The organism is Ruegeria sp. YTSC199, from assembly GCF_059609725.1.
Genome location: NZ_JBXWMF010000013.1, coordinates 116,081 through 132,015, shown reverse-complemented (window position 1 = coordinate 132,015; position 15,935 = coordinate 116,081). Strand labels below are relative to the sequence as shown.

The following is a 15,935-nucleotide window of genomic DNA, read 5'->3' as shown; positions in this document are numbered from 1 at the left end:
GCGATGATCGAACTTAAGGATGTCAGCAAGAGCTTCACTCTGCACAATCAGGGTGGTGCGGTGATCCCGGTGATGAAGAGGGCCTCGCTGAAGGTCGCGCCCGGTGAGTGTGTTGCGCTGACCGGGGCGTCGGGGGCGGGGAAGTCCACCCTGATGCGGGTGATCTATGGGAATTATCTGGCCGCGTCCGGACAGGTTCTGGTCGGTGGTCTGGATGTGGCACAGGCCGAGCCGCGTGAGGTTCTGGCGCTGCGCCGCGAGACATTGGGCTATGTCAGCCAGTTCCTGCGGGTGGTGCCCCGGGTCCCGACGCTGGAGGTGGTGGCGGAACCTGTGTTGGCCATTGGGTGTGACCGGCAGGCGGCGCTGGACAGGGCGGCAGCTTTGCTGGCGCGGTTGAACATTCCTGAAGGACTTTGGGCGCTGAGCCCCACCACTTTTTCCGGTGGTGAACAGCAGCGGGTGAACATCGCCCGGGGATTTGCGCATGACTATCCGGCGATGTTGCTGGACGAACCCACGGCCTCGCTGGATGTGCAGAACCGGGAAACGGTGTTGTCCTTGATCGAAGAGGCTAAAGCGCGTGGCGCTGCGATCGTGGGTATTTTCCACGATGTTGGCGCGCGCGACCGGGTCTGTGATCGTGAGATCAACGTCTCGGACTTCACACCCGGTGTGGCCGCATGAGCCTTGCGCCTGTCATAGCGGTCGTTGGACCCTCGGGCGTCGGCAAAGACAGCGTGATGGAGGCGCTGGAGGCGCGCGTGCCGGGTATGAGCCGTGCCCGCCGGGTGATCACCCGCCCCGAAGGCGAAGAGGGCGAAGATTTCGACCGGGTGTCCGTTGATGTCTTTCAGCAGATGGTGACCGCAGGCGCCTTTGCGCTGCACTGGCCCGCGCATGGGTTGTTATACGGGGTGCCCAAGGCAATTGACGATCTGCGGATTCACACGGACGCGGTGCTGGTGAACATGTCCCGCTCGGTGTTGCTGCAAGCGCAGGAGGTGTTTGGCGATCTGATCGTAATCTCTCTGACCGCCGATCCCGAGGTTCTGGTGCAACGTTTGTCCTCGCGGGCCCGTGAATGCGCCGAGGAACAGGTGCGGCGGCTGGAACGGGCCAGCACCCGATTGCCGGATGGGTTGGTGCGCGTCATCGAGATCGACAACTCAGGCCCGCTGCAGGCAACGATTTCAGCCATCCTGACCCGGCTTCAACCGGAAAGGGCGTAGCGATGGATCAGGTGAAAGCACCCGTCTTCGGCCTCGCCTACAAGGGCCAGTTCGGTGATCTGGAACGGTGCGGGCAGCAGGGGCGCAAGCTGCGATTGCAGTGCCTCCTGAACCGTTGTCAGCATTGGTTTGCTCAGTTTACCGCTGAGGGTAATGTGAAAGCGGAACGCTTCCATCACGTAAGGGTAACCCCATTGCACCAGATTGGCGTCCTGCTCGGGCGACAGTCCAGCCGCGCGGCGGCGCTCCAGCTCGGCTTCGGACGCGGCAGCGCGAAAGCTGTCCAGATCGCGCACGCAGGCGGCGGCCAGTTTATTCAGCGCGTCCTCATCCCCCAACGGGCGCAGGGCCAGAAACCGGCCGAGGCGAGCGATTTCCAACCCGTCCAGCGTGACCGGAGATTGCGCCTGCGCAAGCCGTGCGCAAGCGTCACTCAGAGCCTCCAGCGACTGCCCGTCATGCAGGCAGAAGGGCGGTTTCATCGTCGCATGCAGCCCGTATTTGCGCGGCACCTCGGTGACGGTGGCGACGTCCACGCCATCAATCACTGGATGCGCGATGGCCTTGCCGGTTTCAATGTCCCATCCCAGCCAGTTAGTGGCGAATTTCGCCCATTCAGCCTCGGCTGGCGGCGCAAAGTAGATAGCGTATCGCGAGAATGTCACATTGGCCTCCTTAGCGTGGCCTTCCCAATAGCTCAGAACGTGTGAAGTTCAGATGACAGAAGAAATGATCCTTGCCAATGCCACACTTGTTCTTCCGGATGAGGCCGTTACGGGCAGCGTACGGATTCTGGGTGACACCATTGCCGATGTTGCCACGGGTCGGACCGTTCCGGCAGGGGCGGTCGATTGCGGCGGCGATTTTGTCAGCCCCGGACTGGTCGAGCTGCATACCGACAATCTTGAGCGTCACATCCAGCCGCGCCCCAGGGTCGACTGGCCTCATGCGGCGGCGATCCTGGCCCATGACGCCGAATTGGCCAGTACCGGGATCACGACGGTCTTCGATGCGATGCGCATCGGTTCGATCCCCAGCGGCAACCGTTACAGGAAATACGCCCGCGATCTATCCCGCGAGCTTTGGCAGCTGCGCGAACAGGACGCGCTGAAGATCAGCCACTTTCTGCATCTGCGGGCCGAAGTCTGTTCTGAAACATTGGTGGCTGAGCTGGACGAATTTGGCCCCGAAGATCGTGTGGGGCTGGTGTCACTGATGGACCACACGCCGGGGCAGCGACAGTTTCGGAATATGTCGCAGCTTGAGGCCTATATGAAGGGCAAGCACGGCATGACCGATGACGATTTCCTGCAGCATGTCGCACAGCTCAAGGCACTGCGCGACCGGTATGGCGACCGGCACGAGGTTGAAACCGTCAAGGCAGCCCGGCGTTTTGGCGCGATGCTGGCCAGCCATGATGACACTACGCAGGAACAGGTGGCGGTGTCCGCCGCTCATGGTATACGTCTGGCCGAGTTCCCCACCACGGTCGAAGCTGCCCGTGCCTGCCACGATCACGGCATCAAAGTGATGATGGGAGCCCCCAACGTGATCCGGGGCGGATCGCATTCCGGTAATGTGGCCGCACACGAGTTAGCCGATCTGGGTCATCTTGACATTCTGTCCTCGGACTACGTTCCGGCTGCTCTGCTGTTGTCGGCGGCTCGTCTGGGCGAGAGGTGGGGCGATATGGCACGCGGTCTGCGGACCGTAACCAAGACTCCGGCGCGCGTTGTCGGGCTGGAAGACCGCGGAGAGTTGCGTCAAGGCGCGCGTGCAGACGTCATCCGCTTCCGTATGCGCGAAGGCGCGCCGGCGTTGAACGGTGTCTGGTCACGCGGACGGCGCGTGGCCTGATCAGGCGCGATAGAAAAGATACCGGTCCGGCGCTATTGTGTCCGGGCCGCTGATCTGTTCGAATCCCACTAGGGGCTGACCCGAGATCAGCAACCCCCCGGGCCGCATCACCTGCGCGATCAAAGGGCTGAGGCGTGCGGCCTCGGCCACGTCCTCTTCCTTGATACCGCGCCCGAAATCATAATGCGCCAACGCGATCTTGGCCCCGCCAGCGGCCAGTTTCTCCAGCATGGGTTCCGCTTCGCCCTGCAGGAAGTTCTCGGCCGGAGGTGTACTGGACGGGTGGCATTGCAACACCCGGTCCATCACCCAGATGCGCCGCTCGGGCAGGATTTCCCGCAGGTGATCATAAGTGCGGCCGTTGCCCAGCCCCATATCCAGAACGTCGCCCTGCATATCGCTGATCTGAGCGACAGCCCAGTTCAGCCCGTCGCGTTGCGCAGTCAGGCGGCGCAGCATGGAATCCAGTCGGCTCATTCGGGGTCTCCGGTTGATGTGTTAGCAGGCAAGGTCCAGGCAAAACCTGGGCCGTCCAGAAGCCTGCGCAGCAGGTCTTCGGTGAAGGTCCAGATATCGGGGTCATGGACCAGATGATGGGTCAGTACGCCGAAAGGTTCGGCGTTGTCGGTCCGCCCTTCGCGGCGGTCCCGCAAAAGGTCGACCATTTGAGTGATCAACTTGTCCGGCGCAACCAGTCCCCGCGTTCCACGCCAATCTATCGGGTCCAGATGGGTATTGATCTGCTCTAACCCGGGCGCGGGCATTCGTGCTTTGCGTGATGTCGCAGTCGAGACAACGCGATAACCCAGGGCCGGCAATTCATGCACCACCTCGGGTGCGATCCGGTTCCACGGAGGCACGAAGATCGGGCACAGCCTGTCTCCGACCAGCGCATGCAGTCGTTCAAGTCCTGCGCGTGCATCGGCTAGGATATCCGGCATAGGTCTGTGCAGCCGGAATTCGGACTTCTTTTCCTCAGGCGGTGCATGGTTCTGATGTGCCCAGCCATGCACAACCGGAACCAGCGTGTTGCGCTTCCGGACATAATCCACCAACGCCGCATCGGCATCACGGGGGATGATCGCCAGATGGACAGGCAGGTCGAGCGACCGGGACAGCTCTGACAGTGTTCCAAGTTGCGGCGTTGCTGATACCGCGTCATCGTCCCGCCACCACAGGGGCAGGGTCAAACCCTGCGCCTGCCAGGCGTCCAACTCGGTTTTCAAAGGGTGCCAGTCGATGATCATGCCCGCCCTTTCAAAGAACATGCGATCGCAACCGATCTGGCGGCTCCGTCAAAGCTCTCGGAGTATACCGTGCGCGGGCCGTCGGACATGACCGCCGCAACAGCCTGCGCCAAAGCCGTTCCGTCAAGCTTCTTGCTGGGCAATACCTCGATAGCGGGCAGGTCCGAGAGGCTCTGCCCGCGCAGGCTCTGCTCGACCTCTTTGCCATCGTCAAAGGGTATGAACACGGCAGGTGTTCCCGATTGCAGGATGTCCAGCGCGGTATTGTAGCCGCACATGCTGACCGAAGCTGCAGCGAGAGGCAGCATCTGCCGGAAATCGGGGCGTACCGGTTCAAGGGTAACCGGGGCATCGCCAGCCATTTGTTGCAACTGATCAATGCGTGCGGGTGCGTTCTGGCCGCCCACCAACAGGCGCCAACGCCTGTTGGGCATCTTTTGGGCGGCCTCGATGGCCGCGCGAAAGATCGGCTGGCCAACTGATCCGCCACCCGCGCTGACCAGAATCTCGTCTTTGCCGACCGCATCGGGGTGCGTCGCTGGGGCTTCGGGGGCGACAAAACCGGTATAGAATAAACGCTCGCGCAGCCGGTCGGTCACTGGCCAGCTGACCTCCAGCGGAACAACGTTGGGGTCGGAATGGACGAGGATACCGTCATAGTACCCGCACACAAATTCTTCCGCGCGTTCTGCTTTCGACGGTTTCGAAGGTGGTGCCAGAATATCCCGGACTGATCCCAGAATGACCGGACGGCGTGGCAGGTTGTGTGCGACCTCAAGCGTAGCGGTGAATTCGGAAGACAATGATCGGCGGCCAAAAGGAAACAGCTCGGTGATTAGAATGTCCGGCGCAAAACTCCGCACGGCTTCGACCAGCGCGGTTTCGCGTGCCGCCAGATAGGCCCGGTCTGCCACGTCACCGCTCAGTGTTAACAACCGGGTGAAATCAGTACCGTCCGAGCAAAGCGGCGGCAGCCCCAGCAGGGTCATGCCAGAACTGTCCAGCTGCGGTGCCGGCATCCCGCCGGAAATAACAAAAGTCTCGTGCCCCGCGCTTAGAAAGGCCCGGCCCAGTGTCAGGGCGCGGCTCAGATGCCCGGTGCCCAGCAGGTGGGTGACAACGATCATGACCTTCATGAGGAAGCCTCGGGCCGGATCAGGCGAATGGGTTCGGGCAGGGGCGTCATATTTGACATATCAACGATATACAGGCGGTTGCGCTTGATTTTGAAGGGAGCGGGACCGTCGAAGTTCCAACCCCAGGCGCGGGCCAGAATGACCCGCATGATGCCGATATGGCAGACTGCAACCGTGTCGCCCGTCAACCCGTTCAACCAGGGCTGCAGTCGTTCCCAGACCTCGGCCGGGGTCTCACCACTTGGCGGGCAGTACCCCCATCCCCAGTCCTCGATATGGCGGTAGCCACTGTCGGGGTCTGCAATCAGATCGATCCCGCGCAGACCTTCCCAATCGCCCCAGTTCATCTCGGTCAGCGCATCCGAAGTCAGCGGATCGCGCCCGGCGACAAGACGGGCGGTTTCACTGGCCCGCTGCAACGGGCTGGACCAGAGGGTTGCGCCGTCCCACGGCGCGGGTAGGTATGTGACAGCCAGTTCGGCCCGGGCGTCATCATCGAGCGGAATGTCACTACGCCCCTGAATGCGACCCGCGCGGTTCCAGTGCGTGTGTCCATGTCGCAACAAGGCCAGCCGGGTCATCGGGTGGCCTCCACCAAGGGGCGCGCGGCCTGCCAGAACCGGTCGGTGGCTGCTGCCATCAGGTGGCGTTCGGCCATCCGTACGCGGGCTTCAGCCCCCAGTGTCAGACGGAGGCGCCGGTTACTCAGCAAAGTGTTAAGCCGCGCGGCCAGTCCCCTTGGCCCTGCATCCACGTTGGGGTAGTCGGATGGGACGAGCACGTCCCGCACGCCCGGCCGGTCCTGAGCGACAACCGGCACGCCGCTGGTTTGAGCCTCAAGGTAGATCATGCCATAGGCTTCGTTGACACCGGGCCAGACCAGTAGGGAAGCCTTGGTGTAGAGAGCCTGCAGCATGTCGCGGTCGCACTGCCCCAGAAACCGGACCTTTGCACCGAACGGGGCCATCAGTGCCTCGACCTCGGAACGGGCGGGACCGTCACCCGCGATATTCAGTGTCCAGTCGCCGGGCAGAAGGGCGAGCGTTTGCGCCAAAAGGGTATAAGATGCCAGTTTGTCACCGTGCCGCATCATGCCCACTGTCAGCATCGGGCCATCGCAGGTCGAGGCGGGCGGCAGTTCCGGCAAGGGCAGGAAAGGGGGCAGTTCCACAAGACGCTGTGCTCCGTATCGTTCCCGTTCCAGCGTGATCAGATCATTTGCGGTATGGTAAAAGATCACCTGTGCCGCATCGCAGGCGTCATGCGCGGATTGGGCAAACCCGGCCCAGCGGCCGTTCAGGCGGCTGGTTGCGCGGGTACTTTCCAGCTGTACATAGGGAATGTTCCGCGCCTTGCAGATGCGCGGCCCCAGCAGATCCGGCGCCTTGTAATAGTTATGATATGTCACCCAAAGCGCGGTGTCCGTGGGCAGGTCATCGATCAAACGCTGAACCTCGGCGTCGGCTTCGGCGCGCAATGCAGCCTGCATTTGCGTGTCCCCAACCTTGTCATAGACGCGCAACCGTGAGGCCAGTTCCACCGTGTCGCCTTGTGCTCCAATCGCCCGCATCAGGTTGCGCGCCATCTCGCGATCCCCTGACGGCACCGGGCTGTCGGGCGCTTTCATTGGCGTGTAGAAGGCGATCCTTGCCATCAGACCGTGTCCGCACCCAGCGCGCGCAGCCGTTCTGACAGGCGGGCGATGCCGGGATCCATGCGGAACTCGGCGATCAGACGGTCATAGGCGGCGCTGGCCATCGACGCGGTTTGGCGGGGCGCGGCGGCCAGGCGCGTGATAGAGGCGGCCAGCGCGGCGGGATCGTCGTCGGATAATACGCCATGGGTTCCCGTTTCGATAAATTCGGGAATGGCCGATACCGGCGTCGACAGAATTGGCAGCATTTGAGATGCGGCCTCCATCAGCACATTTGGCAGCCCGTCACGGTCCCCATCCGCTGCAATCCGGCTGGGCAGTACGAACAGGTCGGATACGCGCATTGCCGCGATCACCTCGGGTTGGTCGCAGGCACCTTTCCACGTGATCCGATGTGATACCCCTGCAGCCTCGGCTTGAGTGCGCAGGGTGTCGCCGAGTGTGCCGCCGCCGATATGGGTCCAGTGCCAGTCCAGCGTGTCTGGCAGCATGGCGAAGGCGTCGATCAGGCGGTCAAAACCCTTTTTCTCAACCAGACGGCCGACCGACAGCATGTGAAACGGTGCATCCGGGGTGCGCCGGGCGCGGTCCGGCGGGGCGGGGAAACGGGCCAGGTCCAACCCGTGATAGATCAGATCAACCCGTGCAGGGTCATCGGCAAGACTGCGCAGATGCTCGGCCCCGATGGCGGTACAGGTCGCGCCGAAGGCTGCGCCATGGGTCCGCGCCTGCAGTTTCTCGGTTTTTTCCCAATCGGGCGAGGTCCAGATGTCCTTGGCGTGGGCCGAAAAGCTCCATGGCAGGCCGCGCATGATGGCGGCATAGCGCGCGACCGAGGACGGGGTGTGCATGAAATGCGCATACATCACCCGCGTCGACTCGGGCAGTTCGGCAGCCAGAACGCAGGCCTGACCAAAGCGGCGGATGCGGTTATGGGTCGGATCACGGCGCAGATCGGCGCGCCAGACCCGGTAGGCCTCGGCATATCCGGGCAGAATTTGTGCTGCATGGCGTGAAGCCCAGACGCGCTGGGGTTCTTCGTATAGATATTCAGGCAGGTAGCGCACCTGACCCCGGAACCGGTCATGCAGCGGATGCCGTTTCACATCGGTCGGGTGGCGCAGCGACCAGATGTCAAAGCTGTGCCCGGCCTCCTGCAGGGCGACCAGTTCCTGCGCGATGAACGTCTCGGACAGGCGCGGCCACCCTTTGACCAGCACCACCAGTTTCGGCTGAGGTGTTGTCATCCGGTGGCCCGTTCCTGTTCCCGGCTCAGCAGGGCATCAACCCGGTCGATGACATAGTCCAGCCCGTCCAGCAGGCCGCCTTGGATGGCCTGCGATGGCAGAGGCTGATGCGGAAGGCTGCGGATCGCCTGTATCATTGCATCCGGGGTCAGACCGTCACGGTTTTCGTCCAGCATCTGGACGAGGCCCAGACCTTCGGCGCGCGAAGCGCGAATCCATTGCTCCAACCGCGGCGTTGTGCGGGGCACGATCACAGCACGTTTGTCGAAAGACAGAACCTCGCAGAACGTGTTGTAGCCGCCCATGCAGACCACCCCGGCGGCCCCGGCAAACAGCGTTTCGATCTGGGATTCAAAGCCAACAGCGGTCACCCGCCCGTTCAGCGCGGCAACGCGGGCTTCAAAGTCTTCGCGCAGCTCGCCGGACAGGAAGGGGCCATAGACCAGCACCGCGCGCGGCGACAGGGTTGGGTCTTTTTCATAGGCGGAAAGGACAAGGTTGACCATCGCTTTGCCATCACCACCGCCACCCGGCGTGATCAGGATATAGGGCTGTTCGGGCGGTTCCCCGACCGGGCCGAGATCGCGGCGCAGGTAACCTGTCCAGTGAATGCGCGACTGTGCCGCGTGGCTGAGCGGCAAGCCCTTGGTCGGGTCATAGATTGAACGCAGCCCATAGACCCAGATTTCGTCGTAGAACCGTTCGGTCGCCGCCAGAGCCTCTTTCCGCTCCCACTCGGCGGCCAGAACTTCGGGCTCGTCCAGCACGTCGCGCAAGCCCAGCACCAGTTTGGTGTGTTGCGAATGCAGCAGGCTTTCAAGCGTCGGCAGCAACTCGCCGCGAAAGCCGGTGGGCTCTTTGTCCACGACCAGCATATCGGGGTCGAATTGCTGAACGGCGGTCTGGATCAGGCCCGCGCGTAGTTCGGTCACCTCTTCGATCCCCATGCCGATTGTCCGGGCCGCGTATGACCCATCAGCGCGTTTGGTCACGCCCGGCAGGCGCACATGATCAACCCGGCGCGGAAAGGTGAATCGGCCCGCTACCGGGGATCCGGTCAGGATCAGGGCGGACGCCTCAGGATTGGCCTGCGTGATGGCTGCAGCCAGAGCGCGCGATCTGCGCAGATGCCCCAATCCGAACGTATCGTGGCTGTAGAAAAGGATGCGCGGCGCCCGGCCGGTGGTGTCGTTTTGTATTCCTAGGCTCATGCCTTCGCCTGTCGTGTTTCTCGGTGCAAATCCGCGCGTTTACACCCGTTACCGTATATTCTTTGCCGCCGCTTGCCAAAGGGGGTGACGTGATTGTGCAAATTCGACAAGCATTGCGAAATGGCAACATCCGGCGCTTTTGGAATTGCGGATGTTTCCAAACCCTGATGTCGCCATTCCACCCAGTTTACAGGATTGGTCATATTCAGTTTTTGTAAGGTTGCAAACACTGATGTCGCAATCATTGCAGCGGGAACACGAATTGACACGATCTTGGGAAGTAAAAGGCTGAGTATTTGAATACACTTAGGCGCTTCGGTAATCTGTGGTGCATCACGCGGATTGGACGAAAAACTCGATGAAACTCAAATTTCCAGCTGGAATGGCCTTGTTGCTCTGGGCAATTGCAGCGGCCTTTGTCACCGGAGCGGCGGCGCAGACGCCTTTGATACCGGGGTACAGTTCTGGTTCCAGTTCCGAGACTGACACAAGCGCCGAGGGCGAACTGGCCGATGCCATACGGGCCGCGACCGAAGCCGGAGCCAGCGTGATTGTCATCGACAGCGCGGGGCAAATCGTGTCGTCGGGCGATCAGACCAGCGCCGCAGCGGATGAAACCCATGATCCGATGGGTGACGGCTCGCAGCTGATGAAGGCGCAGGAGAGGTTTTCGAAGTTCCGCGAGTCTATGGAGTCGCGGCTGCAGGCCTTGCCCTATTCGATCTTCGAAGTGCAGTACATTCTGCGCCAGACCAGCCCCGATGGCCGCATTCAGACCTATGTCGAAGTTCTGTTCTGGAATATCCTGTTCCTGCTGCTGGGGCGCTGGTTGTCTACCGAGATTTACGGCAAGCGCATGGCCAAAAAACTGGTTGTGGCCCGGTCCAAAGAGAACCCGCAGGGTTACCGGGAAAAGATGCCGTTTCTGGTGTTCCGGTTTTTCATGGGCATCGGAGCCACTGTCTTTGCAATGATCATGGCGCTGATTGTGGGATATTTGTTCTTTGGCGAGGCTGAAGATATCTCGATTCAGTTCACGGTGACGGCAATCTTCACGGCGTTTTTCCTGTCGCGTACGGTGTCTGACCTGTGGCGGATGGTGCTGTCGCCCTATCTGAGCCAATACCGTCTGCCGCCTTTTTCCGACAGGGACGCAAAGCGCTTGTATTACTGGGCCTCAGCGCTTGCGACCTATGATATCTCGGTGGTGCTGTTTGCGACCTGGGTTGCGGATTTCGGGTTGAACTACAACGTCTATGCCATGGTTTATGGTGGCCTGACGATGTTCGGCGCGCTGGGCAATGTTCTGATGATCCTGTTCAACGCGCGGGCCATTTCCAACGCTATTCGTGGTGGGCGGGGACCGGATGAGGTGTCGTGGATATTGCGGTTCATTTCCTTTGCATGGGCGCCAGTCCTGATCGTCTATATTGTGTTCAGCTGGTTCAAGCTGGCGGTTGATCTGGTGCTGGAGAACGAGAATTCGCTGCCGATCGTGGCCAGCAGCTATGCGATCTTCATGTCGGTGGTGGTGGCCTATGGGGCGATGAACTACCTGCTTGAGCGTTACTTCGACCGCAACCGCCAGATGGAGGAAATGAACGCCGAAGACGGTGCCTCGGAAGAGGTTGAAGAACCGGTCGAGACTGTCGAGGCCGAGGTACGCAAGCACCGCCTCCTGACCTATGAGGACCTGGCTCGCCGCGTGGCTGGCATTCTGGCCTTTGTGGTTGGCCTCTATGCCCTTGTTGTGATCTGGAACCCCGATGCCAGCTGGAGCGAGGACCTGCCGATCGGGCGCGCTTTGGACGTGATGGTCATCCTGTTCATCGGGTACATTTTGTTCAACTTTTTCCGCATCTGGATCGACACAAAAATCGCCGAGGAAATCGACGATGGTGGCGACGAGGCGGAACTGGGCGATGAAGGTGGCGAAGGCGGGCAAAGCCGTTTGGCTACTCTGCTGCCGCTGTTCCGCGGGGCGATTCTGGCTGTGGTTGTTGTCACCATTGTGCTGATCGCGCTGATGGAGCTGGGTATCAATGTCAGTCCACTGTTTGCGGGCGCCGGTGTGGTGGGTCTGGCCGTTGGGTTTGGTTCACAGACGTTGGTGCGGGACATCTTTTCGGGCGCCTTCTTCTTGATGGATGATGCGTTCCGCAAAGGGGAGTACATCGACATTGGCGATGTGAAAGGCACGGTCGAGAAGATTTCGGTCCGCTCGTTTCAACTGCGGCACCATCTGGGCGCGCTGAATACCATTCCGTTTGGCGAGATCAAGGTGCTGACCAATTACTCCCGCGATTGGGTGATCATGAAGCTGCCGCTGCGCGTGACCTATGACACGGATGTCGAGAAGGTGCGGAAACTGATCAAGAAGTTGGGTCAGGAACTGCTGAGCGACCCGGTGATTGGTGAGAACTTTATCCAGCCGCTGAAATCACAGGGTGTGATCGAGATGCAGGATTCGGCGATGATCATCCGGGTCAAGTTCATGACCAAGCCAGGGGATCAGTGGTTGGTGCGCAAGAAGGTGTATCAGGAAATCCGCGAACTGTTCGCGCGCGAAGGCATCAAGTTCGCCCATCGCGAGGTCACTGTTCGGCTGGCCGAGGGCAAAGACCCGGAAGACCTGTCGCCGAAACAGCGTGAAGCAGTGACAGGTGCGGTGCAGGCTGCGATTGACGAAGATTATCTGGACGATATCGGCCCCGGAGGGGATGACCGCTAAGGGTGGCTTCCGTCGCTTTGGATTGTATCTCTGACGAGACGCCGCCCATAGCGTTGGGCCAAACCGCGCGTTCGGCGCGGCGGGTGTGTCAGGGTTAAAACGAAGGCCAGGTTGGTTGGGATGTGCCCAGTTTCGCAGCGGGGAGGGACCAGGACATTTGCGCGGCACCAACGGCCAAAGCTGGTTTCAGCCGGTGGCCTGTTCCCCAGCCGGATTCTTCGGTTTTTTGCGTGTAGTCGGCAGGCGATGCATTCGTGATGTCGCCTTCGGCTTCGGATTTCGCCAGTGCGGTCAGCAACTCTGCCGTGCGGGCAAGTGACAGCTGGGCGAGCATGATGGAGTTGCCGGAGGCCGCTTCGGCCAATGCTGACAAGACGGCTGCGGCCATAAGGTAGCCCGTCGCATGGTCCAGCGCTTGTACGGGCAATGGCGTGGGTTTGTCGGCCTTGGCCCATGCGCGGCCGGCATCCGCGATCCCCGCGCTCATCTGCACGAGGCTGTCAAAGCCACGCCTTGTGGACCAGGGGCCCTGCCAGCCATAGGCGTTCAGGGTGACCTCGACCCGGTTCGGAGCTATCTCATCGCGTTTGACCTTGGTCAGTCCAAGCGCATCCAGCGCGCCGGGCCGGTAGCCGTGGACGAAGACATCCGCCTGCGCAAGCAGGTCCTGCAGTTTTTTCAGACCGTCGGGCGATTTTAGGTCTAGATAGGCGCAGTGTTTGCCCAAAGAAATATCGGGGATGACGCCGGGTTCGTCCCATCCGGGTGGGTCGATGCGAAGAACGTCGGCCCCGAAACCCGCCAGCGTTCGCGTTGAGACGGGACCCGCCAGCACACGCGTCAGGTCCAGAACGCGCAGGCCCGACAATGGGCGGTTGGCCGTGGCTTGGGGGCGGTCGCGCAGCGTGATGCGTCTGGGGTTTTGCCAGCCGATCAGCGGGTCGCGGGAAACCGCCCGCCCCTGCGGATGCTCTAGCCATTCCGCGCGGCTACGCATGGCGGCAGCAACGCCGCCCTCGGCCACAATTGCGGTCTCCAGATCAGAGTTCGACCACTCTTTCAACGCTTGCGCCACGGCATCTCGATTGCCCGGAATCCCGAGTACCTTCAGCGCCGCCGCCTTGTGGCGGGGCAGGTTGGTGTGCAGCCTGATCCAGCCGTCTGAGGCTGGGTAGTCTCCGGCCACAGCGTCCCAGAGGCTGGGCATCTCCCATCCCTCCGGCTTGAACGAAAACCCGTACCACAGTGAGGCCATTCGGTGGTCGACCAAAACCTCGGGAGCTTTGGGCACAAGGTTCAACGCAGTCACGAGACGCGCAAGTTCCTGACCCACGGCGGCAAAACTTACTGTGGCCAGTTCCGACACAGCAAACGCGCTGGACCGAGCGCCTTTGCCGGTTGTTTTGTAGCTGTCAGCAGCAGGGAGGGCGGAGAACAGACTCATTGCTGATAGGGATCCAGACTGTCGCGCAGACCGTCACCGAGGAAGTTGAAGGCCAGCACGACGACGATGATCGGCAGCATTGGGATTGCCGTCCACGGGTAGATCTCGATAGACGCAAGGTTCTGCGCGTCATTCAGCATTACGCCCCAACTGACCGCAGGAGCCCGCAGGCCCAGTCCCAGGAAGCTGAGCGCCGTTTCCCCAAGGATCATCGCCGGGATCGACAAGGTGGCTGACGCAATCAGGTGAGACATGAAGTTCGGCAGCAGATGCTTGCGGATCACCCGACCCGAGCTTGCGCCCATCATCTCGGCCGCGCGCACGTACTCCTCTTCGCGCAGCGACAGGAATTTGGCGCGCACAGAACGGGCGAGGCCGGGCCAGTCTAGGATGCCAAGAATGATTGAAATGACAAAAAACACCGCCACGGGGCTCCAGTTCGACGGCACCGCAGCGGACAATGCCAGCCACAGGGGCAGTTCTGGCAGCGAACGCAGGATCTCGATCACGCGGTTGATGACCCAGTCGATCTTGCCGCCAAAATACCCGGCCACCGAGCCGAAGAAGATGCCCAGAACGAAGGACACGGTGATGCCGATCAGGCCCACAGTCAACGACAGTTGCGCGCCAAAGAGGATGCGGCTGAATATATCCCGGCCCAGACGATCCGAGCCCCACAGGAACAGCGTCGCACCTTCGGGCGCGCAGAAAAGGTGGGTGTCCGACCTGATCAGACCGGCGAGTTTGTATTCGGCGCCCTCACAGAAGAACTTGATCGGGCGCGGGTCCTCAAGGTCGGGGACGAATTTCCACTGGAAGGTCTCAAGATCGGCCTCGGCCACGATCGGATAAACGTGGGGGCCTATGAACTCGCCCTCGTGAAACCAGCTTATGCCTTGCGGTGGCGCATAGAGGTGCTCTCCGTTCCGTTCATTCGGCCCATAGGGCGCGATGAAACCGGCAAAGGGCAGCATCAGGTAGCACAACAGCAGGAAAATGCCCGAGATCAGGCCCAGCTTGTGGGTCTTGAACTTGCGCCAGACCAGCACCCAGTTGGGCGCGTCCAGATCAGCACGCTCAAGCTGTTGCAGGGCGACATCCGGGTCATAGGGGGCGTCGTCGACATAGCGACCGTCAGGGCGTTGGGTCATGCTTCACGCCCTTCGTACCGGATACGCGGGTCCAGCATGACCAGCAGGATGTCAGATATCATGGTGCCAATCAGCGTCAGCAGCGCCACGAACATCAGGATAAAGGCGGACAGAAACTGATCCTGCGTTTTCAGCGCCGTCAGCAGGGTAGGGCCAATTGTCTGCAGGCCCAGCACGACCGAGACCAAAACCGAGCCGGACACCATCGAAGGCAGCAGGTTGCCGATATCGGCCACGAATGGGTTGAAGGCCACGCGCAGCGGGTACTTCGTCAGCATCCGCGATGGTGCCATGCCCTTGGCGATGGCGGTTTCCACGTAAGGTTTACCCAGCTCATCCAGCATATTGGCGCGCAGGCGCTGCATCATCGCCGAGGCACCGGATGTGCCGATCACGAAAGTCGGAACGATCAGGTGAACGAGGATGGATTTCATTTTCTCCCAGCTCATTGGCAGACCTTCGAAAGACGGGTCCATCAGACCGCCGATGGGCAGGTTGAAATAGCGGTGGCCGTAATAGAACAGGATCAGCGCCAGCAGAAAGTTCGGCGTGGCCAGGCCAAGATAACCAACAAAGGCCGAGGTGTAGTCGATCCAGGTCCGCGACTTTGCCGCAGCAAGGACACCCAGCGGCAGCGCAACCGCATAGACGAACAAGATCGCGGCCAGATTCACCACAACCGTCAGCCACAGGGTATCTCCCACGATCTCGGCGACGGGGCGGTCGAATTCGAAAGACCAGCCATAGTTGCCCTGCAGCAGACCTTCAAACCCGTGCGGGCCGGGCCAGAAGCCCATCCAGATCAGGTATTGTTCCCATACGGGGCGGTCCAGCGCATATTCCGTACGCAGGAACTCAGCCTTTGCCACACCGGCAGATTGGCCCGAGGCCTGCAATTCCGCGATCTGGTTGCTGAGGTAGTCGCCGGGCGGCAGGTTGATGATCACAAAAATCAGCACCGACACCACCAGCAGCGTCAGCAGCATCGTGAAAAAGCGATAGACTGCATAGCGCAGCATTACCAT

15 protein-coding genes are annotated in these 15,935 nt (G+C 61.2%); 4 read left to right on the top strand and 11 right to left on the bottom strand.

Annotated elements, in window-relative coordinates; translation table 11 throughout:
* The first annotated feature begins 3 nt into the window (after positions 1–3).
* Positions 4–687: a phosphonate C-P lyase system protein PhnL gene (gene phnL / locus AC2FEE_RS14125; RefSeq protein WP_496865956.1), complete on the top strand. Its 684-nt coding sequence runs from the start codon at positions 4–6 to the stop codon at positions 685–687.
* Positions 684–1,232, top strand: coding sequence for a ribose 1,5-bisphosphate phosphokinase PhnN (locus tag AC2FEE_RS14120; RefSeq protein WP_496865955.1), 549 nt, complete (start codon positions 684–686; stop codon positions 1,230–1,232). Before phnL ends, AC2FEE_RS14120 begins: the two co-directional genes overlap by 4 nt.
* On the opposite strand, the gene AC2FEE_RS14115 is transcribed toward AC2FEE_RS14120, so the two are convergent.
* Complete coding sequence (locus AC2FEE_RS14115) at positions 1,214–1,897, bottom strand: DUF1045 domain-containing protein (RefSeq protein WP_496865954.1); 684 nt, start codon at positions 1,895–1,897, stop codon at positions 1,214–1,216. The genes AC2FEE_RS14120 and AC2FEE_RS14115 overlap by 19 nt on opposite strands.
* 52 nt (positions 1,898–1,949) lie before the next feature.
* Between AC2FEE_RS14115 and AC2FEE_RS14110 the strand changes: the two genes are divergently transcribed.
* Positions 1,950–3,089, top strand: a complete 1,140-nt coding sequence (locus AC2FEE_RS14110; RefSeq protein ID WP_496865953.1) for an alpha-D-ribose 1-methylphosphonate 5-triphosphate diphosphatase — start codon at positions 1,950–1,952, stop codon at positions 3,087–3,089.
* On the opposite strand, the gene AC2FEE_RS14105 is transcribed toward AC2FEE_RS14110, so the two are convergent.
* Genes AC2FEE_RS14105 through AC2FEE_RS14075 form a run of 7 tightly spaced genes read right to left on the bottom strand, consistent with a single transcriptional unit; the run spans position 3,090 to position 9,584 of the window.
* Positions 3,090–3,566 carry a class I SAM-dependent methyltransferase gene (locus AC2FEE_RS14105; RefSeq protein WP_496865952.1) on the bottom strand — a complete coding sequence of 159 codons (477 nt, stop codon included), beginning with the start codon at positions 3,564–3,566 and terminating at the stop codon, positions 3,090–3,092. It abuts the gene before it with no gap.
* The gene (locus tag AC2FEE_RS14100) at positions 3,563–4,336 is read right to left on the bottom strand and encodes a polysaccharide deacetylase family protein (protein ID WP_496865976.1); all 774 of its coding nucleotides are present in this window, start codon (positions 4,334–4,336) and stop codon (positions 3,563–3,565) included. Before AC2FEE_RS14100 ends, AC2FEE_RS14105 begins: the two co-directional genes overlap by 4 nt.
* Positions 4,333–5,472, bottom strand: a complete 1,140-nt coding sequence (locus AC2FEE_RS14095) for a glycosyltransferase family protein (RefSeq protein ID WP_496865951.1) — start codon at positions 5,470–5,472, stop codon at positions 4,333–4,335. Before AC2FEE_RS14095 ends, AC2FEE_RS14100 begins: the two co-directional genes overlap by 4 nt.
* Positions 5,469–6,053, bottom strand: a complete 585-nt coding sequence (locus AC2FEE_RS14090; protein WP_496865950.1) for a histidine phosphatase family protein — start codon at positions 6,051–6,053, stop codon at positions 5,469–5,471. The genes AC2FEE_RS14095 and AC2FEE_RS14090 overlap by 4 nt, the downstream gene beginning before the upstream one ends.
* The gene (locus AC2FEE_RS14085) at positions 6,050–7,126 is read right to left on the bottom strand and encodes a glycosyltransferase family 4 protein (protein WP_496865949.1); all 1,077 of its coding nucleotides are present in this window, start codon (positions 7,124–7,126) and stop codon (positions 6,050–6,052) included. Before AC2FEE_RS14085 ends, AC2FEE_RS14090 begins: the two co-directional genes overlap by 4 nt.
* Positions 7,126–8,373, bottom strand: coding sequence for a glycosyltransferase family 4 protein (locus AC2FEE_RS14080; RefSeq protein WP_496865948.1), 1,248 nt, complete (start codon positions 8,371–8,373; stop codon positions 7,126–7,128). The genes AC2FEE_RS14085 and AC2FEE_RS14080 overlap by 1 nt, the downstream gene beginning before the upstream one ends.
* Positions 8,370–9,584, bottom strand: a complete 1,215-nt coding sequence (locus tag AC2FEE_RS14075) for a glycosyltransferase family protein (RefSeq protein WP_496865947.1) — start codon at positions 9,582–9,584, stop codon at positions 8,370–8,372. The genes AC2FEE_RS14080 and AC2FEE_RS14075 overlap by 4 nt, the downstream gene beginning before the upstream one ends.
* A gap of 358 nt (positions 9,585–9,942) precedes the next feature.
* On the opposite strand from AC2FEE_RS14075, the gene AC2FEE_RS14070 reads away from it, so the two are divergent.
* Entirely contained in the window at positions 9,943–12,315 is a 2,373-nt protein-coding gene (locus AC2FEE_RS14070) for a mechanosensitive ion channel domain-containing protein (RefSeq protein WP_496865946.1), read from the top strand.
* Between the two features lie 94 nt (positions 12,316–12,409).
* On the opposite strand, the gene AC2FEE_RS14065 is transcribed toward AC2FEE_RS14070, so the two are convergent.
* Genes AC2FEE_RS14065 through AC2FEE_RS14055 form a run of 3 tightly spaced genes read right to left on the bottom strand, consistent with a single transcriptional unit; the run spans position 12,410 to position 15,935 of the window.
* Positions 12,410–13,759, bottom strand: coding sequence for a CoA transferase (locus AC2FEE_RS14065; RefSeq protein WP_496865945.1), 1,350 nt, complete (start codon positions 13,757–13,759; stop codon positions 12,410–12,412).
* Positions 13,756–14,910: an ABC transporter permease gene (locus tag AC2FEE_RS14060; RefSeq protein ID WP_496865944.1), complete on the bottom strand. Its 1,155-nt coding sequence runs from the start codon at positions 14,908–14,910 to the stop codon at positions 13,756–13,758. The genes AC2FEE_RS14065 and AC2FEE_RS14060 overlap by 4 nt, the downstream gene beginning before the upstream one ends.
* A complete protein-coding gene (locus tag AC2FEE_RS14055) occupies positions 14,907–15,935 on the bottom strand; it encodes an ABC transporter permease (protein WP_496865943.1) in 1,029 nt (342 codons plus the stop codon). The genes AC2FEE_RS14060 and AC2FEE_RS14055 overlap by 4 nt, the downstream gene beginning before the upstream one ends.

Coding starts and splice junctions, on each gene's coding strand:
- phnL (WP_496865956.1), top strand. CDS start 4: ATGATCGAACTTAAGGATGTCAGCAAGAGCTTCACTCTGCACAATCAG.
- AC2FEE_RS14120 (WP_496865955.1), top strand. CDS start 684: ATGAGCCTTGCGCCTGTCATAGCGGTCGTTGGACCCTCGGGCGTCGGC.
- AC2FEE_RS14110 (WP_496865953.1), top strand. CDS start 1,950: ATGACAGAAGAAATGATCCTTGCCAATGCCACACTTGTTCTTCCGGAT.
- AC2FEE_RS14105 (WP_496865952.1), bottom strand. CDS start 3,566: ATGAGCCGACTGGATTCCATGCTGCGCCGCCTGACTGCGCAACGCGAC.
- AC2FEE_RS14100 (WP_496865976.1), bottom strand. CDS start 4,336: ATGATCATCGACTGGCACCCTTTGAAAACCGAGTTGGACGCCTGGCAG.
- AC2FEE_RS14095 (WP_496865951.1), bottom strand. CDS start 5,472: ATGAAGGTCATGATCGTTGTCACCCACCTGCTGGGCACCGGGCATCTG.
- AC2FEE_RS14090 (WP_496865950.1), bottom strand. CDS start 6,053: ATGACCCGGCTGGCCTTGTTGCGACATGGACACACGCACTGGAACCGC.
- AC2FEE_RS14085 (WP_496865949.1), bottom strand. CDS start 7,126: ATGGCAAGGATCGCCTTCTACACGCCAATGAAAGCGCCCGACAGCCCG.
- AC2FEE_RS14080 (WP_496865948.1), bottom strand. CDS start 8,373: ATGACAACACCTCAGCCGAAACTGGTGGTGCTGGTCAAAGGGTGGCCG.
- AC2FEE_RS14075 (WP_496865947.1), bottom strand. CDS start 9,584: ATGAGCCTAGGAATACAAAACGACACCACCGGCCGGGCGCCGCGCATC.
- AC2FEE_RS14070 (WP_496865946.1), top strand. CDS start 9,943: ATGAAACTCAAATTTCCAGCTGGAATGGCCTTGTTGCTCTGGGCAATT.
- AC2FEE_RS14065 (WP_496865945.1), bottom strand. CDS start 13,759: ATGAGTCTGTTCTCCGCCCTCCCTGCTGCTGACAGCTACAAAACAACC.
- AC2FEE_RS14060 (WP_496865944.1), bottom strand. CDS start 14,910: ATGACCCAACGCCCTGACGGTCGCTATGTCGACGACGCCCCCTATGAC.
- AC2FEE_RS14055 (WP_496865943.1), bottom strand. CDS start 15,935: ATGGTAATGCTGCGCTATGCAGTCTATCGCTTTTTCACGATGCTGCTG.